Raw genomic sequence first — 21,141 nt, forward strand, 5'->3', positions numbered from 1 at the left:
CGATGTCCACCACCGATACCGACACCGCGGCCGGCAAGGGGGCCGGCACGCCGCCCGAGGGTGGCGCGACCGCCGAGGAGCGCGAGCTCGGCGCCGCGGGGTCGCAGCTGTCCACCGCCCCGGCCGAGGAGATCAACATCCCCTCGCTGGGGCCGCTCGGCTGGGCCCGGTGGTTCTGGCGGCAGCTGACCTCGATGCGGGTGGCGCTGCTGCTGCTCCTGCTGCTCACCCTCGCCACGATCCCCGGTTCCCTGGTCCCGCAGACCAGCATCGACCAGCTCAAGGTGCAGGACTTCCAGGAGCGGCACCCGACGCTCACCCCGATCTACGAGAAGCTCCAGCTGTTCCACGTCTACAGCTCGGTGTGGTTCTCTGCGATCTACCTCCTGCTGTTCATCTCGCTCATCGGCTGCATCGTGCCGCGCACCTGGCAGTTCATCGGCCAGCTGCGCGGCCGCCCGCCGGCCGCGCCCCGCCGGCTGACCCGGCTTCCCGCATACACCACCTGGCGCAGTGAGGCCGAGCCGGAGCAGGTGCTGGCGGCCGCCCGGAAGATCATGAAGGGGCGCCGCTTCCGCATCGAGGCCTCGGGTGACGCGGTGGCCGCGGAGAAGGGCTATCTGCGCGAGGTGGGCAATCTGCTCTTCCACAGCGCGCTGATCGTGCTGCTGGTGTCCTTCGCCGCCGGGCAGTTGTGGAAGACCGAGGGCAGCAGTGTGATCACCGAGGGCGGCGGCTTCTCCAACAGCCTCACCCAGTACGACGACATCAAGACGGGGCAGCTGTTCAACAGCGACGATCTCGCCCCCTTCGGCTTCCAGCTGGACCGCTTCACCGCGACCTACGAACGCAGCGGTCCGCAGATGCGCACCCCGCGCACCTTCCGCGCCGATGTGAGCTACTGGGACGGCGCGGACGGCGCCAGCCACAAGACCTCCATCGAGGTGAACGAGCCGCTCGAGATCGCGGGCTACAAGGTCTTCCTGCTGAACCACGGCTACTCGCCGGTGGTCACCATCCGGGACGGCAAGGGCGATGTGGTGCACCAGGGCCCGGTGGTCGGCCTGCCGATCGACGGGGCCAACCTCACCGAGAGCATGGTCATCAAGGTCCCGGACTATCGGGACAAAAACGGCAAGAAGGATCAAATCGGCTTCCAGGGGCAGTTCCTGCCGACCTGGGTGCGCAGCCAGGGCATGTTCTCCGTCTTCCCGGCGCTGGACAATCCGACGCTGGTCCTGACGGCCTACCACGGCAGCCTCGGCGTGGACGGCGGCACTCCGCAGAGCGTGTACCAGCTGGACAAGTCGCGGATGAAGCAGTTCAAGGAGTCCGACGGCAAGACCAAGTTCGCCCGAGCGCTCAAGGTCGGCGACACCATGAAGCTGCCGAACGGCGCCGGAACGCTGTCGTTCGACGGCGTCAAGGAATGGGCCAGCTTCCAGATCTCGCACAAGCCGGGTGACCAGGGCGCGCTCATCGGTGCCGTGGCCGCCCTGGTGGGCCTGGCCGCCTCCCTGTTCATCCAGCGCCGCCGGGTGTGGGTGCGCGCGGTGACGGGCGACGACGGCACCACCGTGGTCGAGATGGCGGGGCTCGGCCGCAGCGAGTACGCCAAGCTGCCCGAAGAACTCGCCGATCTGGCCGTCCGTCTCCAGGCGGACGCGCCCCCGGCCCCGGAAGCGGAACCCGGCCCGGAGCCCGACCGGAACTCCACCGAGGACCCCGGTAAGGATTCCACCGAGGACCTCGGTAAGGACTCCACCGGAGACTCCGGTAAGGACTCCGCCAAGGAATCCACCGAGGACTCCGCCTCGGAATCCGCATCCGACACCGCAGATCCCGCAGATCCTGCCGAAGGAGCGCGCGCGTGAACCTCGCCGCCGAAGTCAACGAGAACCTGGCTCATTACAGCAACGTGCTGATCTACTCGGCGATGGCGGTCTACACCCTCGCCTTCCTGGCGCATATCGCCGAGTGGGTGTTCGGCAGCCGCAGCGCCGTCGGCCGCACCGCCGCCGCGATCACCGCCGACGCCGAGACCGCCCAGCGCGCCAAGGTGACCGTGCGGGTCGGCGGGCAGGGCGGTGGCACCGCCGTCCTGGACCGGCCGAAGATCGTCACCCGCTCCGCGGCGGGCAGCCGCGACGTCCCGGACGGGCCGGGCGCCGCGGGCGGTACCGAACAGGGCGATGTGTACGGCCGGATCGCGGTGGGCCTGACCGTACTTGCCTTCCTCTTTCATGCCGCGGGCGTCCTCCTCCGCGCGCTGTCCGTGCAGCGGGCGCCGTGGGGCAACATGTACGAGTTCTCCACGACCTTCGCCATGGTCGCGGTGGCCACGTATCTCGTGCTGCTGGCGCTGAAGAAGAATGTGCGCTGGATCGGGCTGCCCCTCGTCACCACGGTCCTCCTCGACCTCGGTCTCGCCGTCTCTGTCTTGTACACCGCGAGCGACCAGTTGGTTCCGGCCCTGCACTCGTACTGGCTGTGGATCCACGTCAGCTGCGCGATCGTCTCCGGCGCCTCGCTCTACATCGGGGCCGTCGCCACGCTGCTCTACCTCTTCCGCGACCGCTACGAGGTCCAGCTGGAGAACCCGGAGGGCAAGCAGTTCGGCCGGTTCGCCAAGTCCGTTCTGGAGCGGGTGCCCTCGGCGGCGTCGCTGGACAAGTTCGCGTACCGCATCAACGCCACGATCTTCCCGCTGTGGACCTTCACGATCATCGCGGGCGCGATCTGGGCCGAGGCCGCCTGGGGGCGCTACTGGGGCTGGGACCCCAAGGAGGTCTGGTCCTTCATCACCTGGGTCGCCTACGCCTGCTACCTGCACGCCCGCGCCACCGCCGGCTGGAAGGGCCGCAAGGCCGCCTACCTGGCCCTGATCGCCTTCGGCTGCTACCTGTTCAACTACTACGGCGTCAACATCTTCATCACCGGCAAGCACTCCTACGCCGGGGTCTGACACCGGACAGCGCAACGGCCGGTTCCCCTGACCTCGGTCAGGGGAACCGGCCGTTGTCGCGCTTCTCCGGCCGCCTGGCCGCTCCTCAGGACGCGGCCGTTCTTCAGGACGCGGCCGGCGGGGTGTCCTCCGGACCGGACCCGGAGCCGGAGCCGGAACCCGAACCGGAGCCCGGCCCCTCACCCTTGCGGCGTAGCTCCTCCTCGCGGCGGCGGAGGTCGGCCTCCCAGTCCTTCAGCCGCTCCTCGTCGCTCTCGCGGTCGCCGGGCGGGTCGGCCGGTTCGTTCGCGTCGTCCTTACGGCCCTTGTCGTTCAGGGACTTGAGGAACTCGGGGTTGTCGTCCGGCGCGACCCAGCCGCCCCCGCCCCGGCCGCCGCCCGTGCCCCGGACGCCGGGCCGGCCGGCGCCTCCGGGGACAGCGCGCTTGCGGCCCGCGATCAGCCAGGAGACGGAGCCCACGATGGGGAACAGCAGGACGAGGATCGCCCAGATGGGCTTGGGGATATAGCGGATGTCCTGTTCGTCGGTGGTGATGCAGTCGATGAACGCGTAGATGCTCAGTGCCAGCGGCACCAGGATCATCAGCACCCGTAGCATGAGGCGATTCCCCCTGCGTGTGGTGTTCGGGGCGGTGGCTCGGGCCCCCAGTTACGGGACCAGGGTAGTGCGTACCGGATACTGGGACGTATGGCTTATGACGATCTTCGTTCCTTTCTGCGGGCGCTCGACAGGGAAGGCGACCTCAAGAGGGTCAAGGCCGAGGTCGATCCCTATCTCGAGGTCGGGGAGATCGTCGACAGGGTCAACAAGGCGGGCGGCCCCGCGCTGCTCTTCGAGAACGTCAAGGGCTCGGCGATGCCGCTGGCCATGAATGTCTTCGGCACCGACCGCCGCCTCCTGAAGGCACTGGGACTCCGCTCGTACGACGAGATCAGCGAGAAGATCGGCGGGCTGGTCAAGCCCGAACTGCCGCAGGGGTTCGTGGGGCTGCGCGAGGCGTTCGGGAAGCTGGGCTCGGTGGCCCATGTGCCGCCGAAGAAGGTGAAGGAGGCGCCCGTCCAGGAGGTGGTCCTCACCGGCGACGACGTCGATCTGGACCGGCTTCCGGCGCTGTTCACCTGGCCCGAGGACGGCGGGTCGTTCTTCAACCTCGGCCTGACCCACACCAAGCACCCGGAGACCGGGGTGCGCAACCTCGGCCTCTACCGCCTCCAGCGCCATGACCGCCGCACCATCGGCATGCACTGGCAGATCCACAAGGACAGCCGCAACCACTACCAAGTGGCCGCCCGGCGCGGGGAGAAGCTCCCGGTGGCGATCGCCTTCGGCGCGCCGCCCGCCGTGACCTACGCCGCGACCGCGCCGCTGCCCGGCGACATCGACGAGTACCTCTTCGCGGGGTTCGTCCAGGGACGGCGGGTCGAGATGGTCGACTGCGAGACGGTGCCGCTCCAGGTCCCGGCGGCCGCCGAGGTCGTCATCGAGGGCTGGCTGGAGCCGGGGAAGACGCTGCCGGAGGGCCCGTTCGGCGACCACACGGGCTTCTACACGCCCCAGGAGCCGTTCCCGGCCCTGACCATCGACTGTGTGACGATGCGGCGGCGGCCGCTGCTCCAGTCGATCGTGGTGGGCCGTCCGCCGACCGAGGACGGGCCGCTGGGGAGGGCGACCGAGCGGTTCTTCCTCCCGCTGCTCAAGATCATCATCCCGGACATCGTGGACTACCACCTCCCCGAGTCCGGCGGGTTCCACAACTGCGCGATCGTCTCGATCGACAAGAAGTACCCCAAGCACGCGCAGAAGGTGATGCACGCCATCTGGGGCGCCCACATGATGTCGCTCACCAAGCTGATCGTCGTGGTCGACGCCGACTGCGATGTCCACGATCTGCACGAGGTTTCCTGGCGCGCTCTGGGGAACACCGACTACGCCCGCGATCTGACCGTGGTCGAAGGCCCCGTCGACCATCTCGACCATGCCTCGTACCAGCAGTTCTGGGGCGGCAAGGCGGGTATCGACGCCACCGCGAAATGGCCCGAGGAGGGCTATACGCGCGACGGCGGATGGCCGCGCATGGTCATGTCCGATCCGGAGACCGCCGATCGGGTGACAAAGCGATGGAAGGAGTACGGGCTGTGAGCGCCGATTCCGCGACCCCCGATCTCTTCGGCCCCGAACCGGCGCCGCCCGGCCGGGTCCGCGCGTTTCTGCGGCTGGTGATGATCGAGCACTCGGTCTTCGCGCTGCCCTTCGCCTACATCGCCGCGCTGACCGCGATGCACCTGGAGGGCGGCACCGTCCACTGGACGCGGCTGCTGCTGATCACGATCGCCATGGTGGGCATGCGCACCTTCGCGATGGCCTGCAACCGGATCATCGACCGCGAGATCGACGCCCGCAATCCGCGCACCGCCGGCCGTGAGCTGGTCACCGGCGCCGTGTCGGTGCGCACCGCGTGGACCGGCGCGCTCATCGCGCTCGCCGTCTTCCTTGGCTCGGCGGCGCTCCTGAACCCGCTCTGCCTTGCGCTGGCGCCGATCGCGGTGGTGCCGATGGTGGTCTATCCGTACGGCAAGCGGTTCACCGACTATCCGCACGCCATCCTGGGCGTGGCCCAGGCCATCGGCCCGGTCGGCGCCTGGATCGGGGTCACCGGCGAGTGGTCGTGGGACGCGGCCATCCTGGGGCTCGCGATCGGCATCTGGATCGGCGGTTTCGACCTGATCTACGCCTGCCAGGACGTGGCGGCCGACCGGGCGCACGGGGTGCGGTCGGTGCCGGCCCGCTTCGGCATCGCGGGTGCCCTCTACGGGGCGCGCGTCTGCCATGTGGTCACCACGGCCCTGCTGGTCTGGTACGCGCTGGCCACGGACGCCGGGGCGTTCTTCTGGGTCGGGCTGGCGATCGTCGCGGCGGCGTTCGCGTACGAGCACACGATCGTGCGGCCGGGCGATCTGTCCCGGCTGAACCGCGCCTTCTTCACGGTCAACGGCTTCATCGGGATCGCCCTGTTCTGCTGCGCGCTCCTCGACCTGATGGTGCGGGGCCTCGGCCTGTGAGACCCGCCGGATAGGCTCGGTGCTGTGGAGACGCCGCACGAGCCTTACGGGCCGCATGAGCCGTATGGGCCGCACGAAGAAGTGAGCGGGCGCCGTCCCTGGGTGGTCGGTGTGTCCGGCGCGTCCGGGACGCCGTACGCCGCCTCGGTGCTGCGCACGCTGCTGGCGGCGGGGGAGGCGGTCGACCTGGTGGTCAGCCGGGCGTCACGGCTGACGCTGCTGGACGAGACGGGGATCGGGTTCCGGGACGCCCACTGGCGCGACGATCTGTGCCGCTGGCTGGCGCGCGGCGCGGACGGCACGCCCGACGCCTTCGAGGTGCCCGCCGAGGTGGCGGACGTGACCCACTGGGCACCCGGGGACCTGGCTGCCGGGCCGTCCTCCGGCTCGTATCCGGCCAAGGGGATGCTGATCGTCCCGGCCAGCACCGCGTGTGTGGCCGGGGTGGCGCTCGGGCTGTCGAAGGATCTGCTCCAGCGGGCCGCGAGCGTCACGCTCAAGGAACGGCGCAAGCTCGTGGTGGCGGTGCGCGAGACACCGCTGAGCGGACAGACGCTGAAGGCTCTGGTGACGCTGGACGAGGCGGGCGCGGTAGTGCTCCCCGCCTCGCCGGCGTTCTACGCGGGGGCGACGCACATCCAGGATCTGGTGGACTTCGTCGCGGGGCGGGTGCTGGACGCGGCAGGGGTGCCGCACAAGCTGTACCGCCGGTGGGAGGGGGAACTCGGTGGGGACCGGGACCGGGGAACGGCCTAGCGGGTCCAGCGCCGCCTGGTGCGCGCGGTGCGGGCGGCGACGACCGCCGCGCGGCGGGCCGCGCGGGAGACGGGCCGGTCGGTGGTACGGGCTGCACGCGAGCGGTTGGCCAGGTCCCGCAGCTTGCGCATGCGGGCCTCAAGACCCTCGATCGTGTACACGGTGAGTCTCATCTCCTGAGGGATGGTCGATCGCCTAAAAGATTTACAGGCCTTGTGGTCCTGGTGCCTTAGATTCTACATGTAATCTTGCTCAAACTTTGAATAATGGAAGGCGTACGTGCTTATGGACGCGGTGGACAGGCAGCTCATCCAGGCCCTGCGGGAGAACGGCCGGGCCTCCTACGCGGAGCTCGGCAGGCTCGTCGGCCTCTCGGGGCCCAGCGTCACGGACCGGATCAACCGCCTGGAGGCCGCCGGTGTGATCACCGGCTATCGCGCGACCGTGGACGCCGCCTCCCTGGGGCTCGGCGTCACCGCGCTGATCGGCATCCAGCTCTCGGACGCCACCGACCACGAGGAGGTGGCCCACCGGTTGCGCGACCTCGCCGAGATCGAGGACTGCTGGTTCATCGCGGGCGACGACTCCTACATGCTCAAGGTGCGCGCATCCGACGTGGACGGCCTGGAGCGGACCATCCGCCGGCTCTCCGGCACCAAGGGCGTCTCCCGCACCCGGACCACGATCGTGTTGTCCACGAAGTGGGAGAACCGGGTCGGCGAGCTTCCCGAGGACATCGAGGCGTAGTCTCGGCGAAGGCTGGCATCAGCAGACGTATTGGGAGGCGACCGGGGTGACCGGGACCACACACGACGCGGGTTTCAAGAGGGAGTTGGAGCAGAAGGTCCGCGCGGGCGAGCGGCTCTCGCGGGAGGACGGCATCGCCCTCTACGAGTCCGACGATCTGGCCTGGCTGGGCGGTCTCGCCCATGAGGTGCGCACCCGTAAGAACGGCGACGTCGTGCACTTCAACGTCAACCGCCACCTCAACATGACGAACGTGTGCACCGCGTCCTGCGCGTACTGCTCCTTCCAGCGCAAGCCCGGCGAGAAGGACGCCTACACGATGCGCATCGAGGAGGCCGTCCGCCTCGCCAAGGCGATGGAGAACGAGAACCTCACCGAGCTCCACATCGTCAACGGCCTGCACCCGACCCTCCCCTGGCGCTACTACCCGCGGTCGCTCAAGGCGCTCAAGGAGGCCCTTCCGCAGGTCTCCCTCAAGGCGTTCACCGCCACCGAGATCCACCACTTCGAGAAGATCTCCGGTATGCCGGCCTCGGAGATCCTCGACGAGCTGATCGACGCCGGACTGGAGTCGCTCACCGGCGGCGGCGCCGAGATCTTCGACTGGGAGATCCGGCAGCACATCGTCGACCACGAGACCCACTGGGAGGACTGGTCGCGCATCCACCGGCTCGCGCACGAGAAGGGGCTCAAGACGCCCTGCACGATGCTCTACGGGCATATCGAGGAGCCCCGCCACCGGGTGGACCACGTGCTGCGCCTGCGTGAGCTCCAGGACGAGACCGGCGGCTTCCAGGTCTTCATCCCGCTGCGCTACCAGCACGACTTCGTGGACATGAAGGACGGCAAGATCCGCAACCGTCTTCAGGCCCGCACCACCATGGCCACCGGCGCGGAGGCCCTGAAGACCTTCGCGGTCTCGCGGCTGCTCTTCGACAACGTGCCGCACGTCAAGGTCTTCTGGGTGATGCACGGCGTGCAGACCGCACAGCTCGCGCTCAACCACGGCGCGGACGACATGGACGGGTCGGTCGTCGAGTACAAGATCACCCACGACGCCGACGCCTACGGGACGCCCAACAAGCTCACCCGGGACGATCTGCTCGACCTGATCCGGGACGCCGGGTTCCGGCCGGTGGAGCGGAACACCCGCTACGAGGTCCTCCGCGAGTTCGAGGGCCCGGACCCGGCCCGCCGCGAGACCCCGCAGCCGATGCGGGTGTGATCCGTACGGTGGGTGTGGCGCACATCGCGGGCGTACCGGCGGTGTGACCCGTATCGCCCTCCGCCCGGCGGTCGCTGTCTGACGGCCGCCGAGCGGGGCACTCGGGGGCCATGGCCGGTACGAGGAGCCCCGAGGACGAGTACACCGCCGCCCCCTTCGTCCCGGAGGGCGCCGACCTGGGCGCGCTCCGGGAAGCGGCGGCCGGATGCCACGGCTGCCCGCTGCACCGCGACACCACGCAGACCGTCTTCGGCGCCGGGGACCCGGACGCCCGGGTCGTGCTCGTCGGCGAGCAGCCGGGCGACCAGGAGGACCGGCAGGGCAAGCCCTTCGTGGGCCCGGCGGGCAAGGTCCTCGACCGGGCCCTGGACGAGGCCGGGATCGACCCGGACGAGACATACATCACCAACGCGGTCAAGCACTTCAAGTTCACCCACGTCCCCGAGCGCGGCAAGCGGCGCATCCACAAGCCGCCGAGCCTGCGCGAGCTCTCCGCCTGCGGGCCCTGGCTGGCGGCCGAGCTGGAGCTGATCGAGCCCGAAGTGGTCGTGGCGCTCGGCGCCACGGCGGGGAAGGCGCTGCTGGGCTCGTCGTTCCGGGTGACCAAGCAACGCGGCACGCGGCTGGAGGGCGACCCGTCGGGACCTGCGCGCGGCGCCCTGATCGTCCCCACGATCCACCCCTCCGCGGTGCTGCGGGCCGATGACCGGGAGGCCGTGTACGAGGGGCTGGTGGCCGATCTGAGGGTCGCGGCGGAGGCGCTGGGCTGAGCAGCCGGACCGCAGTGCGTACGGTCTCGGGGCGCGAGGGCGCGAGGGCGCGGGGACCCGGGTGCGCGGGGACCCGGGTGCGCGAGGATCCGGGGGCGCGGGTGCGCGGAGGCGCTGACAGACCCCCTGGGTATCGTCGATCGCATGTCCCTGCGCTGTGAACTCGACCCCGAGACCACCCCCGAGCTGCTCGACTCGGTCTGCGCGCTCTGGACCGACGTCTCGAACGCGGGGGGCGCCGTCGGCTTCGTACCGCCGGTGGTCAAGGACGACATACGCCCCGAGCTGATCCAGCACCTCGCCGCGATGACGGAGGGCCGGACCCGTCTGCTCGTCGGCCGCGACGGGGACGGCGCGTTGGCCGCCACCGCCTTCTTCACCTTCAACACCCACCGGCTGATGCGCCACTGGTGCTGGCTCTACACCGTGATGGTGCACCCCTCCCACCAGGGCAAGGGATACGGCCGCGCCCTTATGGCGGCCGCCGAGGACGCCGCGCGCGATATGGACGGCATCCGGGGGATACGGCTCACCTGCCGCGGCGGCACCGGGGCGGACCTCTTCTACGAGCGGTGCGGCTACAAGGAGGTCGGGCGGGTGCCCGGCGCGATCAAGGTCACGGACGACAACTTCCGGGACGACGTCACCATGTGGCTGCCGCTGAATTGATCAGAAACCGGCCGTGGTTCACTGGGAGGACAGCTTTTCCCAGCAGCAGCCCCGGAAGAACTCCGGCAGACCAGCCGAACTCCCAGGAGAGAGGACGAGTCGTGTCCTTCACGCCGAGTGCCATGTTCCGCTACACCCTCATGCGCCTGGGAATCTTCGTCGGCTCGTTCCTGGCCATCTGGGCCCTGGTCTACTTCCGGGTGCTGCCCTCCGGCCTCGGCGACTCCAATCTCTTCTGGGTGGCGCTGCTCGCGCTGGTCGTCTCCGCGCCGCTCAGCTGGGTGACGCTGCGCAAGCAGCGGGACGCCGTGGCCATCCAGGTCGCCGAGAAGGTGGACCGCGCCAAGGAGCGGCTGGCGGCGAACCAGAGCCAGGAGGACGGCGTCTGACCGGCGCTGGGCTGTAACCCTCCTCACACCACCCCACACACTCCACCGACGCCCCTTGGGCCAGTTTCCGCTGGTGCAGGGGGCGTTGATGTCTTTTCGCCCCTCGGGCGCCCCCAAATACCCTCAGGCACCCCCAGAAGTCAAAGATTTCCTTTGGGTTCCCCAAAGCGGCGGTGTTAATGTACTTGTCATGAAGACAGCAGCCGCGCCCCACATCGCAGCGAGCGTTCCGCTCGTGGCGCGCCTGCACATCGATCTTTGCCGCTGTCTGTCCGCGGCCTGTCGTCGCCGCTGATCCACTTCGCGCACAGCGGCCGGAGATCCCGTACGGACTCCTGGCTTTCTCCCTCTCTTACCTCCACCGGAGTGTGTCCGTTGTCGTCCGCCCTCAAGGCGTCCCCCCAGGGGTCGTCGTCCTTCCGCCTGCCCAAGGTGCCCTTCTGGGCGCAGATCCTGCTGGGCCTCGTCCTCGGTGTGGTGCTCGGCTGGATCGCCCGTAGCGGTGATGTCGGCTGGCTGGTGACCACGCTCGACAAGATCGGCACCATCTTCGTCCAGCTGCTGAAGCTGGCCGTCGCCCCGCTGGTGTTCTTCGCGATCCTGATCTCGATCACCAACCTGCGGAACGTCAACAACGCCGCCCGGCTGGCGACCCGCACCCTGCTGTGGTTCATGGCCACCTCGCTCATCGCCGTCGCCATCGGCCTGGCGATCGGCCTGGTGACCAACCCGGGCGCGGGCACCGATCTGACCTCCAAGGACGGCGCCAAGCCCGACCACGCGGGCTCCTGGCTGGACTTCCTCACCGGCATCGTGCCGACGGACGTCATCAGCCCGTTCACCGAGCTGAACGTGTTGCAGATCGTCTTCATCGCCGCCGTCGCGGGCGTCGCCGCCCTGCAGCTGGGCGAGAAGGCCCAGCCGATCCTCACCCTGAGCCAGTCGGTGCTCGAACTGCTCCAGAAGGCCCTGTGGTGGGTCATCCGCCTCGCCCCGCTGGGCACCCTGGGCCTCATCGGCACCGCCATCGCCGACTACGGCTGGAACCTGATCGGCAAGTACGCGACCTTCACCGCCGACATCTACATCGGCTGCGCGCTGGTGATGTTCGGCGTCTACCCGCTGCTGCTCGCGACGGTCGCCAAGGTCAACCCCCTGAACTTCTTCAAGGGCGCCTGGCCCGCCATCCAGCTCGCCTTCGTCTCCCGCTCCTCGGTCGGCACCATGCCGCTGACCCAGAAGGTCACCGAACGGCTGGGTGTCCCCAAGGAGTACGCCTCCTTCGCGGTGCCCTTCGGCTCGACGACGAAGATGGACGGCTGTGCCTCGATCTACCCCGCGATCGCCGCGATCTTCATCGCCCAGATCTTCGACGTGAACCTCGGCGTCGGCGACTACCTCCTGATCGCCTTCGTCTCGGTGATCGGCTCCGCCGCCACCGCCGGCCTTACGGGCGCCACGGTCATGCTGACCCTGACCCTCTCCACCCTGGGCCTCCCCCTGGAGGGCGTCGGCCTGCTGATGGCCATCGACCCGGTCCTGGACATGATGAGGACCGCCACCAACGTGGCCGGGCAGTCGCTGATACCGGTGATCGTCTCGGCCCGCGAGAAGATCCTCGACCACGAGGCGTACGCCCACGCCAGCGCCTCCCCGCTGGACGACCACGACGAGCCGGAACCCCAGCTGGCCGCCGCGTAACACCTGCCGGGCGACAAGTGGTGCCCCCGGACCTCTCCGCGGTCCGGGGGCACCGTGCTGTTCACTCGCCCGCCGTGGCCTCCAGGCCCACGATGGCCACCACCAGCAGGAGCAGGAAGAACATCCGGGCCGGGGTGACCGGCTCCTGGAAGAGGAGCATGCCCAGCAGGGCGGTGCCGACCGCGCCGATGCCGACCCAGACGCCGTAGGCCGTGCCGATGGGCAGGCTCTTCACCGCCGCGCTCAGCAGCCCCATGCTCACGATCAGACCGGCGACGGTGAACACAGTGGGCCACAGCCGGGTGAAGCCGTCGCTCAGCTTCATGCCGATCGACCAGCAGATCTCGAACAGCCCGGCCGTGAGCAGCAGGACCCATGCCATGACGGCACCTCCGTGAAGTCTCTCGATTACGGGGGTGCGTCGTCTTTGCGGGTCCCGGTACGGCGCGTCTCGTCGGGCCCTCCCGACCGTAGCAAACCTCCCGTGTCAGACGAGCCCGGCGGTGAGCAGGGGGAGGGCGCGGGTGAGTTCGCGTTCCCAGTAGGGCCAGGTGTGGGTGCCGGGTCCGTAGAGGTGGGCGGTGACGGCCAGGCCGTGGGCGCGGGCGCGGCGTACCCAGAGCTGGGCCATCTCGCCGAGGCCGCGCTCCAGGGCGTCCTCGGGGCGGCCCGGCGGGTCGAGGGGGCCGGGGGCGCCGTTGCCGCAGGCGACGTAGAGCGGGTAGCCGCGGGGGAGCCGGGGGATGAGGGCGTACGGGTTGTGGGCGTCCCAGAGCGCGGACTCGGCGGTGGGGTCTCCCCAGAGGGCCGTCGGGTCGGCGCCTTGGCTCGTAAGGATGTTCGACACGCCGGTGGGGTCCAGGGTGGTGTGGATGACCCCGCTGAAGGAGGCCGCCGCGCGGAAGAGGCGGGGGTGCCGGGCGGCGTAGGAGAGGGCGCCGAAACCGCCCATGGACAGACCGGCGATCGACCGGCGGCCGTTGGCCCGCAGGGCGCGCTCCAGCAGGGGGCGCAGCTCGGCCAGGTGGAAGGTCTCCCAGGCGGGCGGGCCGTAGTTGCCGCCGTTCCACCAGTTGGAGTAGAAGCCGACGGGGCCGCCCTCGGGGGAGACGATCAGGGCCGGGGTGGCGGCGGTGATGGCCTCGACATCGGTGTTGCGGGTCCATGCCTCCCAGCCGGGGCCCGGGTCGCAGCAGCCGTGGAGCAGATAGAGGACGGGCCAGCGGTGGTGGGGTCTGCGGTCGTAGCCGGTGGGGAGGAGGACGCGGGCATGGCCCTCGCGGCCCAGGGCGGGCGAGTCGATCGTCAGGTCCAGGACGCGCTCGCCGACCCGCTCCGCGGCGACGAGGCGCGCGCGGGTGGGCGCCGTGCGTCCGGAAAGGGCTTCCGGGGGCCGGGCCTTCGAGGAGCCGGGCTCCGGGGAACGGGCTTCCGCGCGGGCGGTGAGGAGCGGTGCGGCGGCCAGCGCGGTCAGCGCGGCGAGCGTGCGACGGCGGTTCGGCATCGTTCGTTCTCCTTCGCGGCACTGCGTTACGGAGCTGAACGGGGCACGGTGCGTGGTCAGTTGAAACTTTGATGTCGTCGGGCGGCCGTGGCAAGAGCGCTGACAGTGGTCCCACGTAGGCTTGTTCGCGATATGTGTGCGGGGGCACGATCGAAGGGGGCGGCCTGCGTGGGCGGGGCGACGGGGAGCAAGCGCGTGCCACGGGCGGTGCGGGAGCAGCAGATGCTGGACGCGGGGGTGCGGGCCTTCGCGCGCAGCGGCTATCAGAAGGCCTCGATGGACGACATCGCCGAGCTGGCCGGAGTCTCCAAACCGCTGGTCTATCTCTATCTCAACTCCAAGGACGAGCTGTTCACGGCGTGCATACGGCGGGAGGCCACGGCGCTGGTGACCGCGGTCCGGGCCGCCGTGGAGCGGGACGCGCCCGCCGACCGGCAGTTGTGGAGCGGGCTGAGCGGCTTCTTCGCGCACACGGCCGAACATCCCGAAGGCTGGACGCTGTTGCATGTGCAGGCCCGTACGCAGGGGCGGTCCTTCGCGCGTGAAGTGGTCGCGATGCGGGCGGAGATCGTGGAGTTCGTGACGCAGCTGATAGGCGCGGCGGCGCGGGAGCAGGCACGCGGCGAGGCGCGCGCCCGGACCCTCGCGGGCACCGAGGTGTCCGGGCTCGCGCACGCGCTGGTGGGCGCGGCCGAGTCGCTCGCGGACTGGACGGCGGACGGACGAGCGGGTGGGCCGTCGGCCAAGGAGGCCGCGGCCACCCTGATGAACTTCGCCTGGGCCGGGCTGGGGAATCTGCTCCAGGGGCAGGGGTGGTCGCCCGAGCGGGTCGGCTGACGGGTGGGGCGGCGTCGTACGGTGTCAGCCGGGCCTCACACGGCGCAGTTGCCCCGCGTCGGCTCGTCCGCCAGCCGTCCGGCCATCCACTCCAGGGCCGTCGGTATCCCGGTCAGCGCCGTGGTGACATGGTCCAGCGGATAGTCCTTCCACTCCACCGGCACACCCCGGGCGCACCAGCGGTCGCGCAGCGCCGCGCCGACCCGGTACGGGATCAGCTCGTCCAGCGTGCCCTGGTAGAGGTAGACGGGGCGGTCGGGGGAGCGAGTGCCCAAGAAGGAGGCGCGGAGCGCCAGTTGCCAGGCCGGGCTGGCCAATGGGTCCCTTACGGTCACCTCGGACCTGTGCTGGAAGAGCCCGCCGATGGTGCTGAGCGGCACGCAGTTCCGCTTCATGAAGTCCAGATAGCCGCGGCCCCGGTCGTTGAGGTACGAGTCGAGCCGCAGCGCGGGGAAGGCCGCGTCCTGTCCGGTGAGCGCCATAAGGGCGAGCCCGGCGCCCGGTCCGCCGTCGTTGTACTCCAGCGTCGTGGGGAGGTCGGCGGGCACGCCTCCGGCGACCGTGCCCTTGAGCCGCAGCTCGGGGGCGTACGAGGCATGCAGTTCGGCGGCCCAGCCGGCCGCCTGGCCGCCCTGGGAGTAGCCCATGATGCCCACGGGCGCGTCCGGTGAGAGCCCGGCCTCCGGAAGCCGCTGGGCGGCGCGCGCCGCGTCCAGGACGGCATGGCCCTCGGACCGGCCGGCCGTATAGGTGTGGTCGTCCGGGGTGCCCAGGCCCTCGTAGTCGGTGACGGCCACGGCCCAGCCACGGCGCAGCGCGAGGTCGATCAGCTGGGCCTCGCTCGAGGTGCCCCGCGGGAACCGGCCGGACACCGCGCAGTCGTCGGCGAGGCCGACCGCGCCGATGCCCCAGGTGAGGAGCGGCCGGGAGCCCTGCTTGCCGTCGTCGGGGACGAGGACCGTGCCGGAGACGACGTCGGGACGGCCGGTGGCGGTGGTGGACCGGTAGGTGATGTGCCATGCCTTGGTGGCGGTCGGCACCCCGGGCTGGGTGCGGAAGGCGGTGGGGGCGGAGGTGACGATGTCGCCGGGTCTGCCGGTGAAGGCGGCCGGGGCGCCCGACGCGGCGGCGGCCGGGGCGGCGGGTAGCGCCGAGGTCAGGGCGAGGGCGGCGAGGCTGGCGAGCACGGTGGTGCGGATGCGCATACGGCTCTCCCAACGGTGCGGGCGGTGCGCCTTGTTGGTGGTGCTGAGTCGCTCTGCGAGGACCGTAGGGACGAGCGGGGCATCTGTGGCTGACCGCGGCGCTCAGATGTGCTGACTCCACGTCTCATGTCGGTATGCGCCCGGTGTTGTCCCGGTCCAGCGCCGGAACGCCCGGTGGAACGCCGTGTCCGCGGAGAAGCCCAGCCGTAGGGCCAGATCGGCGATGGGCTCGCCCCCCTCGGCCAGGCTGCTGACCGCCTCGTCACGCCGCACGGTGTCCTTCAGCTCCTGGAAGGACGTGCCCTCCTCGCGCAGCCGCCGTCGCAGCGTCGCCGGGCTGACCGCCAGCCGGGCGGCGACCTCGGGCAACTCCGGGAGCCGCGCGGTGTGCCGGGCGCGTGGCACGTCGGCCGGGCCGACGCGCGTCCGCAGCGCACCCGTGACCACGTGCCGCACCTGCTCGGCCACGGTCGTGCCGTAGTCACGGCGGCTGAGCAGCCCGGCGGGCGCGTGCCGCAGCAGCGTCTGGAGCGTGGACTCGTCCTGGACGACGGGGGCGGTCAGCCAGCGGCGGTCGAAACCGGCCGCGGTGCGCGGTGCCCCGAAGCGGGGCGGGCAGCCGAAGAACGGCTCGTAGTCCTCGGCGTACGGGGGCGGGGGATACGCGAACTGGGCCCACAGCAGCGGGATCCGGCGCCCGATCAGCCAGCCCGCGACCCGGTGCCAGATGAGCATGAGCCATTCGGCGACGATATGGCTCTCGGCCGCCGTAAGGGCCTCCTCATGCGGGCCCAGCCCGCCGCGCAGGGCGAACACCGCCTCCCGGCCCCGGCCCGCACCGCGCTCCAGGGCCAGATTGGGGCCGCCCGGGAAGAGCCGGTAGAAGCGGGCGCCGCGCTCCACCGCCGTGCCGAGGTCGGGGCAGCCCAGGGAGGCGTAGCACATCATCGCGAAGGTGCCGGGCCGGCTGCGGATGGTCCCCAGCCCCAGGAACTCGTCCCCCGTGGCCCGGTGCAGGGCGCGCACCAGCCGGGCGAACTGCTCGGGGGAGACGCGGGCGCGGTCGTCGGTGAGCAGCAGTGGGGGTATCCGGGCCCGCTGCAGCAGGGGGACGGTGTCGAGGCCGAGCCGCTGCGCACCGCGCAGCGCGGCCCGCACATGGTGCACCGTCACCGTCCGCCGCCCGTGCCCCATGGTCGAAACCGTAGCCCGAGCGGGCGCGCCGCGTCAGCGGTGCGTCGCGGGGCCCCTACACGCCGTGAGCACCGTAAGGACGACATCGGTGCTTCAGGGGCGGCTTCAGGGGCGGTGCAGGCGCCTTGAGACGGGCGTGAGGCCCTACGGGCTATCCTCGACGGGCCCGGACGGACGTGTGAGAGCGGGGAGCGACATGGCCACGACCCGACGGCCCGCGACGGCCGAATGGCTCGGTCTCGAGCCCCATCCGGAGGGCGGCTGGTACCGGGAGACCTGGCGCAGCGATGTCACGGTGCGGCCGCCGGGGTACGACGGCGAGCGCGCGACCGCCACGGCGATCTACTTCCTGCTGACTCCCGGTGAGGAGTCCCGCTGGCATGTGGTGCGCTCGGCCGAGCTGTGGCTGTGGCACAGCGGCGGTCCGCTGCGGCTCCGGCTGGGCGGTACGGGCGACACCCCGGAGGCGGCCCCCACGGAGGTGCTCCTCGGCCCCGATATCGCCTCCGGCCAGCGTCCCCAGGTCGTCATCCCGCCGGGCGTCTGGCAGGCGGCCCGTCCGGAGACGGACGAGGAGGTCCTGGTGAGTTGTGTGGTCTCCCCGGGCTTCGACTTCGCCGACTTCCGGTTGCTGGAGGACTGATCACATCCGGGCACAGGGCCCAGAGCCACGGGCTCCGAAACCACCGGCCTCCCAAGGGAGGAGCCCCAAAAGGCAGGAGCCCCGCCTCCCCGCTGGGCGGGGAGCAGGGCTCCTTGGGTGGTGCTGCTTGAATCAGACGGCGCTGACGTTCTCCGCCTGCGGGCCCTTCGGGCCCTGGGTGACGTCGAAGGTCACGGCCTGGTTCTCCTCGAGAGAACGGAAGCCGGTCGCGTTGATCGCGGAGTAGTGAACGAAGACATCGGGGCCGCCGCCGTCCTGGGCGATGAAGCCGAAGCCCTTCTCGGCGTTGAACCACTTGACGGTTCCGGTAGCCATAAGCCCTCCTTGGGCCAAAGGGTTGCCCTGCTCCAGAACCTGCAAGAAGTCTGAAAACTACAAAAGCCTGCGGTTACATGCTCCGCAGGCTCTGTACTGCAAGGAAACCAAACTGCAACTTGCGGCGAGCCTAGCACGCTCCGTGTGCGCGAGGAAAGAGCCGAAGATCACGAAAACGAGGGGTTTCCCGGGCCTCTGAGGTGGATAAGATCGCAGGTCGAGCGCTTACGCGCCAGTCAGCGCAAGGCTACCGGACCACCCCGCCGCCATTACCCGGGGCGAGCGGGGCTAGCCTCCGAGACGTGGACAATTCACCGAGTTCCCCCTCGCGGAGTACACAGGACGCCTCGGAAAGCCTCGGACTGCCGGGCGGTCATCGGCTGAGTCGGCCAAAAGTGGGGCACATCCAGTACCTCAATTGCATGCCGTTGTACTGGGGCCTCGCCAGGACCGGATCCCTCCTGGATTTCGACCTCACCAAGGCATCTCCCGACGCCCTGAACGACCTGCTGGTCCGCGGCGATCTCGACATCGGGCCGATCAGCCTGGTGGAGTATCTGCGCAATGCCGACGATCTCGTCGCGCTTCCGGACATCGCGGTGGGCTGTGACGGGCCCGTCATGTCCTGCGTGATCGTCTCGCAGCTGCCGCTCGAGCAGTTGGACGGGGCGCGCGTCGCACTCGGTTCCGCCTCGCGCACCTCCGTGCGCCTGGCCCAACTGCTGCTCGCCGAGCGGTACGGACTCGCCCCCGACTACTACACCTGCCCGCCCGACCTCAGCCTGATGATGCAGGAGGCCGAGGCGGCGGTGCTGATCGGCGACGCCGCGCTGCGGGCCAACCTCCATGACGCGCCCCGGCTGGGCCTGCGGGTCCACGACCTGGGCCAGATGTGGAAGGAGTGGACCGGACTCCCCTTCGTCTTTGCGGTGTGGGCCGCCCGCCGTGAGTATCTGGAGCGGGAACCGGAGATCGTCCGGCAGGTCCACGAGGCGTTCCTGTCCTCGCGGAACCTCTCCCTGGAGGAGGTCGGCAAGGTCGCCGAGCAGGCGGCGCGCTGGGAGCAACTCGGGGCGCCGGTGCTGGAGCGCTACTTCACCACCCTCGACTTCAGCCTGGGCCAGGCGCAGTTGGAGGGCATCGCCGAGTTCGCCCGCCGTACGGGGCCGACGACCGGATACCCCGCGGACGTCCGGGTCGAGCTGCTGAGCTGACCTTCCCGACCGCACGACCTGCGGTGGATGGCCGCAACACCCCCTAAGCTGGACCGGCGCACGGAGGGGGAGGCAACGCGATGGATCCGCTGGGAGCGGACGATCCGCAGGTCATCGGCGCCTATCGGCTGCTCGGTCGGCTCGGTTCGGGCGGTATGGGCCGGGTCTTTGTGGGCCGCAGCGCGGGCGGGCGCACGGTAGCGGTGAAGGTCGTGCACGCCCAGTTCGCGCTGGACGAGGAGTTCCGCGCCCGTTTCCGGCGCGAGGTCGACGCCGCGCGCCGGGTTGGCGGCGCCTTCACCGCGCCGGTCCTGGACGCCGACCCGGAAGCACGCATTCCGTGGGTGGCCACCGGCTATGTGGCGGGCCCTCCGCTCAACCAGGCCGTGTCCGACGAGGGGCCGCTGCCCGAGTCGTCGGTGCGGGCGCTGGGCGCGGGGCTCGCCGAGGCACTGGCCGCGGTGCACGCCCTCGGCCTGGTCCACCGCGACGTCAAGCCGTCCAATGTGCTGCTCGCGCTCGACGGCCCGCGGCTGATCGACTTCGGTATCGCCCGAGCCACCGAGGGCACGGTGTCGCTGACCTCGACCGGCGCCTCCATCGGCTCGCCCGGCTATATGGCGCCCGAGCAGATCCTGGGCGAGAACGTCGAGGGCGCGGCCGATGTCTTCTCGCTCGGCGCGGTGCTGGCGTACGCGGCGACCGGTGAACCGCCGTTCCCGGGCGACACCTCGGCCGCGCTGCTGTACAAGGTGGTGCACGACGAGCCCCGGTTCGGCCGCGGGCTGACCGGGGAGCTGCGCGATCTGGTCGCCGCGTGCCTCGCCAAGAACCCGGCCGACCGCCCCACCCCCGAGCAGATCGTGCGGCGCCTCGCCCCGGAGGACGGCGCCTCGGGGCTGGCACGGCCGGGCTGGCTGCCGGGGCCGCTGGTCGAGCGGGTGAGCCGGCAGGTGGTGGAGCTGCTCGACCTGGAGGCGGAGGCCGTGGCCCCGCCGTCCGCGCCCGAGCCGACCGATGTCCGGCCGTCCGGCGCCCGGCCGTCCGTCACGGAGCCGCCCGCCGCCGGGCCCTCCGGCGCCGCACCGTCCGCCGAGGACCGCCCGACCCCGCCGCCCACCCCGGCCCTGGGACCGGCCCCGGCCGCGCCCGTGCTGGGCGCCTTCGGCCCGCCCGACCCGTCGTACGCCGACAGGCCGCAGGAGAAGGACCGGTCCGCCGCCCACCCGCTCCCGGCCCCGCCGTCGTCGAAGCCGGGCGGCGGCCGTAGCGTCTCGCTCTCCGCCGCCGTCGGCGGTAAGAAGCGCCCCAAGGCGCTGAGCTGCACGCTGGTGCTGTCCGTCGCGGGCGCGCTGGCCGCCGCGACGACCGCTGCCGTGCTCTTCCAGGTGCTCCCCGGCGGCTCCGACGACAGTGCCGACCAGAACGCCGGGAGACCCCATCCGTCCGCCACGGAACAGGAGCCGGGAGCCGGGGACACCGGATCCGGGAAGGGCGATGTGCCCAAGAGGTTCATCGGCACCTGGCAGGGCGATCTGACCTCCGACTCGGGCATTCCGGTGGGCACCCTGACCATCACCTTCCGCCAGGGGCACACCGGGCGGGACGTCGCCAGTGGCCGGGTCAAGCTGTCGGTGCTGCGCTGCGACAGCACCTGGAAGCTGGTCTCGGCGGGCCCGAAACAACTCCACCTCGACGCGCGCCTCAAGGGTTCCGAGCCCCAGCAGGGGTGCAGTGACGCCTCGACGGACGAGCAGTTCACCCTCACCTCCGAGGGGACGATCAGCTACAAGGCGAAGGACAAACAGGCGGGCGATCCCACGGGCACCCTTCGCAAGCTCAAATGAGCGCGGAGCGAAGGATGCGGTGGCTACAGGGGTCGCAGATGTGCCCGACACGTGCTCGTACGGGCGTAAAGGCCCTGGC

General features: G+C 70.6%; 22 protein-coding genes and 1 riboswitch. Of the genes, 15 read left to right on the plus strand and 7 right to left on the minus strand.

Translation table 11 applies throughout. The features are described from left to right. Nucleotides 1-2 precede the first annotated feature (2 nt). Nucleotides 3-1,874, plus strand: a complete 1,872-nt coding sequence (resB, locus tag J2Z30_RS39065) for a cytochrome c biogenesis protein ResB (protein WP_044571838.1) — start codon at nt 3-5, stop codon at nt 1,872-1,874. Beyond that, the gene (gene ccsB, locus J2Z30_RS39070) at nt 1,871-2,965 is read left to right on the plus strand and encodes a c-type cytochrome biogenesis protein CcsB (protein ID WP_044571836.1); all 1,095 of its coding nucleotides are present in this window, start codon (nt 1,871-1,873) and stop codon (nt 2,963-2,965) included. The genes resB and ccsB overlap by 4 nt, the downstream gene beginning before the upstream one ends. 103 nt (nt 2,966-3,068) lie before the next feature. On the opposite strand, the gene J2Z30_RS39075 is transcribed toward ccsB, so the two are convergent. Further along, entirely contained in the window at nt 3,069-3,563 is a 495-nt protein-coding gene (locus J2Z30_RS39075) for a PLD nuclease N-terminal domain-containing protein (RefSeq protein WP_044571834.1), read from the minus strand. A gap of 90 nt (nt 3,564-3,653) precedes the next feature. Between J2Z30_RS39075 and J2Z30_RS39080 the strand changes: the two genes are divergently transcribed. The 3 genes from J2Z30_RS39080 (at nt 3,654) to J2Z30_RS39090 (ending at nt 6,781) form a co-directional block, all read left to right on the plus strand. Further along, nucleotides 3,654-5,105, plus strand: a complete 1,452-nt coding sequence (locus J2Z30_RS39080) for a menaquinone biosynthesis decarboxylase (RefSeq protein ID WP_044571832.1) — start codon at nt 3,654-3,656, stop codon at nt 5,103-5,105. Then, entirely contained in the window at nt 5,102-6,025 is a 924-nt protein-coding gene (mqnP, locus tag J2Z30_RS39085; protein WP_044571831.1) for a menaquinone biosynthesis prenyltransferase MqnP, read from the plus strand. Before J2Z30_RS39080 ends, mqnP begins: the two co-directional genes overlap by 4 nt. A gap of 81 nt (nt 6,026-6,106) precedes the next feature. Beyond that, nucleotides 6,107-6,781: a UbiX family flavin prenyltransferase gene (locus tag J2Z30_RS39090; RefSeq protein ID WP_044571829.1), complete on the plus strand. Its 675-nt coding sequence runs from the start codon at nt 6,107-6,109 to the stop codon at nt 6,779-6,781. On the opposite strand, the gene J2Z30_RS39095 is transcribed toward J2Z30_RS39090, so the two are convergent. Continuing rightward, a complete protein-coding gene (locus J2Z30_RS39095) occupies nt 6,778-6,954 on the minus strand; it encodes a hypothetical protein (RefSeq protein ID WP_209469022.1) in 177 nt (58 codons plus the stop codon). The genes J2Z30_RS39090 and J2Z30_RS39095 overlap by 4 nt on opposite strands. 112 nt (nt 6,955-7,066) lie before the next feature. On the opposite strand from J2Z30_RS39095, the gene J2Z30_RS39100 reads away from it, so the two are divergent. The 6 genes from J2Z30_RS39100 (at nt 7,067) to J2Z30_RS39125 (ending at nt 12,282) form a co-directional block, all read left to right on the plus strand. Next, the gene (locus tag J2Z30_RS39100; RefSeq protein ID WP_044571827.1) at nt 7,067-7,528 is read left to right on the plus strand and encodes an Lrp/AsnC family transcriptional regulator; all 462 of its coding nucleotides are present in this window, start codon (nt 7,067-7,069) and stop codon (nt 7,526-7,528) included. A gap of 46 nt (nt 7,529-7,574) precedes the next feature. Next, nucleotides 7,575-8,753: an aminofutalosine synthase MqnE gene (mqnE, locus tag J2Z30_RS39105; RefSeq protein ID WP_044571826.1), complete on the plus strand. Its 1,179-nt coding sequence runs from the start codon at nt 7,575-7,577 to the stop codon at nt 8,751-8,753. Nucleotides 8,754-8,863: 110 nt separating this feature from the next. Next, entirely contained in the window at nt 8,864-9,523 is a 660-nt protein-coding gene (locus tag J2Z30_RS39110; protein ID WP_044571824.1) for a UdgX family uracil-DNA binding protein, read from the plus strand. Between the two features lie 144 nt (nt 9,524-9,667). Then, nucleotides 9,668-10,192: a GNAT family N-acetyltransferase gene (locus J2Z30_RS39115; RefSeq protein WP_044571822.1), complete on the plus strand. Its 525-nt coding sequence runs from the start codon at nt 9,668-9,670 to the stop codon at nt 10,190-10,192. 122 nt (nt 10,193-10,314) lie between these two features. Next, complete coding sequence (locus tag J2Z30_RS39120) at nt 10,315-10,581, plus strand: DUF4229 domain-containing protein (protein ID WP_044571820.1); 267 nt, start codon at nt 10,315-10,317, stop codon at nt 10,579-10,581. A 375-nt stretch (nt 10,582-10,956) separates the two neighbouring features. Then, nucleotides 10,957-12,282, plus strand: a complete 1,326-nt coding sequence (locus J2Z30_RS39125) for a dicarboxylate/amino acid:cation symporter (RefSeq protein WP_209469023.1) — start codon at nt 10,957-10,959, stop codon at nt 12,280-12,282. Nucleotides 12,283-12,343: 61 nt separating this feature from the next. Here the strand turns inward: J2Z30_RS39125 and J2Z30_RS39130 are convergent, their stop codons facing one another. After that, a complete protein-coding gene (locus J2Z30_RS39130) occupies nt 12,344-12,664 on the minus strand; it encodes a DMT family transporter (protein WP_044571816.1) in 321 nt (106 codons plus the stop codon). A gap of 33 nt (nt 12,665-12,697) precedes the next feature. Continuing rightward, nucleotides 12,698-12,762, minus strand: a riboswitch (guanidine-III (ykkC-III) riboswitch). 7 nt (nt 12,763-12,769) lie between these two features. After that, nucleotides 12,770-13,786 carry an alpha/beta hydrolase gene (locus J2Z30_RS39135; protein WP_044571815.1) on the minus strand — a complete coding sequence of 339 codons (1,017 nt, stop codon included), beginning with the start codon at nt 13,784-13,786 and terminating at the stop codon, nt 12,770-12,772. 222 nt (nt 13,787-14,008) lie between these two features. Between J2Z30_RS39135 and J2Z30_RS39140 the strand changes: the two genes are divergently transcribed. Then, nucleotides 14,009-14,623 carry a TetR/AcrR family transcriptional regulator gene (locus J2Z30_RS39140; protein ID WP_078957336.1) on the plus strand — a complete coding sequence of 205 codons (615 nt, stop codon included), beginning with the start codon at nt 14,009-14,011 and terminating at the stop codon, nt 14,621-14,623. Between the two features lie 35 nt (nt 14,624-14,658). Here J2Z30_RS39140 and J2Z30_RS39145 read toward each other — a convergent pair whose 3' ends face one another. Both J2Z30_RS39145 and J2Z30_RS39150 read right to left on the minus strand, forming a co-directional pair. Continuing rightward, nucleotides 14,659-15,828, minus strand: a complete 1,170-nt coding sequence (locus J2Z30_RS39145) for a lipase family protein (protein WP_044571811.1) — start codon at nt 15,826-15,828, stop codon at nt 14,659-14,661. Between the two features lie 102 nt (nt 15,829-15,930). Then, on the minus strand, nt 15,931-17,022 hold the full coding sequence (locus J2Z30_RS39150; RefSeq protein WP_044571809.1) for an AraC family transcriptional regulator: 1,092 nt from the start codon (nt 17,020-17,022) through the stop codon (nt 15,931-15,933). Nucleotides 17,023-17,218: 196 nt separating this feature from the next. On the opposite strand from J2Z30_RS39150, the gene J2Z30_RS39155 reads away from it, so the two are divergent. Next, nucleotides 17,219-17,665, plus strand: a complete 447-nt coding sequence (locus J2Z30_RS39155) for a cupin domain-containing protein (RefSeq protein WP_044571807.1) — start codon at nt 17,219-17,221, stop codon at nt 17,663-17,665. Nucleotides 17,666-17,797: 132 nt separating this feature from the next. Here the strand turns inward: J2Z30_RS39155 and J2Z30_RS39160 are convergent, their stop codons facing one another. Next, on the minus strand, nt 17,798-18,001 hold the full coding sequence (locus J2Z30_RS39160; RefSeq protein WP_030834854.1) for a cold-shock protein: 204 nt from the start codon (nt 17,999-18,001) through the stop codon (nt 17,798-17,800). 362 nt (nt 18,002-18,363) lie between these two features. Here J2Z30_RS39160 and J2Z30_RS39165 point away from each other — a divergent pair, with 362 nt between their 5' ends. Both J2Z30_RS39165 and J2Z30_RS39170 read left to right on the plus strand, forming a co-directional pair. Then, nucleotides 18,364-19,215 (plus strand): menaquinone biosynthetic enzyme MqnA/MqnD family protein, encoded by an 852-nt coding sequence (locus J2Z30_RS39165; RefSeq protein WP_078957335.1) that lies wholly within the window; start codon nt 18,364-18,366, stop codon nt 19,213-19,215. A gap of 80 nt (nt 19,216-19,295) precedes the next feature. Next, entirely contained in the window at nt 19,296-21,062 is a 1,767-nt protein-coding gene (locus J2Z30_RS39170) for a serine/threonine-protein kinase (protein WP_044571802.1), read from the plus strand. Nucleotides 21,063-21,141: the final 79 nt, after the last annotated feature.

The organism is Streptomyces iranensis, from assembly GCF_017874715.1.
Taxonomy (GTDB): domain Bacteria; phylum Actinomycetota; class Actinomycetes; order Streptomycetales; family Streptomycetaceae; genus Streptomyces; species Streptomyces iranensis.

Excerpts from the sequence above, each read along its gene's own strand:
- resB (WP_044571838.1), top strand. The coding sequence starts at position 3 with ATGTCCACCACCGATACCGACACCGCGGCCGGCAAGGGGGCCGGCACG.
- J2Z30_RS39075 (WP_044571834.1), bottom strand. The coding sequence starts at position 3,563 with ATGCTACGGGTGCTGATGATCCTGGTGCCGCTGGCACTGAGCATCTAC.
- J2Z30_RS39080 (WP_044571832.1), top strand. The coding sequence starts at position 3,654 with ATGGCTTATGACGATCTTCGTTCCTTTCTGCGGGCGCTCGACAGGGAA.
- J2Z30_RS39095 (WP_209469022.1), bottom strand. The coding sequence starts at position 6,954 with ATGAGACTCACCGTGTACACGATCGAGGGTCTTGAGGCCCGCATGCGC.
- J2Z30_RS39100 (WP_044571827.1), top strand. The coding sequence starts at position 7,067 with ATGGACGCGGTGGACAGGCAGCTCATCCAGGCCCTGCGGGAGAACGGC.
- J2Z30_RS39110 (WP_044571824.1), top strand. The coding sequence starts at position 8,864 with ATGGCCGGTACGAGGAGCCCCGAGGACGAGTACACCGCCGCCCCCTTC.
- J2Z30_RS39115 (WP_044571822.1), top strand. The coding sequence starts at position 9,668 with ATGTCCCTGCGCTGTGAACTCGACCCCGAGACCACCCCCGAGCTGCTC.
- J2Z30_RS39120 (WP_044571820.1), top strand. The coding sequence starts at position 10,315 with ATGTTCCGCTACACCCTCATGCGCCTGGGAATCTTCGTCGGCTCGTTC.
- J2Z30_RS39130 (WP_044571816.1), bottom strand. The coding sequence starts at position 12,664 with ATGGCATGGGTCCTGCTGCTCACGGCCGGGCTGTTCGAGATCTGCTGG.
- J2Z30_RS39135 (WP_044571815.1), bottom strand. The coding sequence starts at position 13,786 with ATGCCGAACCGCCGTCGCACGCTCGCCGCGCTGACCGCGCTGGCCGCC.
- J2Z30_RS39140 (WP_078957336.1), top strand. The coding sequence starts at position 14,009 with ATGCTGGACGCGGGGGTGCGGGCCTTCGCGCGCAGCGGCTATCAGAAG.
- J2Z30_RS39145 (WP_044571811.1), bottom strand. The coding sequence starts at position 15,828 with ATGCGCATCCGCACCACCGTGCTCGCCAGCCTCGCCGCCCTCGCCCTG.
- J2Z30_RS39150 (WP_044571809.1), bottom strand. The coding sequence starts at position 17,022 with ATGGGGCACGGGCGGCGGACGGTGACGGTGCACCATGTGCGGGCCGCG.
- J2Z30_RS39155 (WP_044571807.1), top strand. The coding sequence starts at position 17,219 with ATGGCCACGACCCGACGGCCCGCGACGGCCGAATGGCTCGGTCTCGAG.
- J2Z30_RS39160 (WP_030834854.1), bottom strand. The coding sequence starts at position 18,001 with ATGGCTACCGGAACCGTCAAGTGGTTCAACGCCGAGAAGGGCTTCGGC.
- J2Z30_RS39170 (WP_044571802.1), top strand. The coding sequence starts at position 19,296 with ATGGATCCGCTGGGAGCGGACGATCCGCAGGTCATCGGCGCCTATCGG.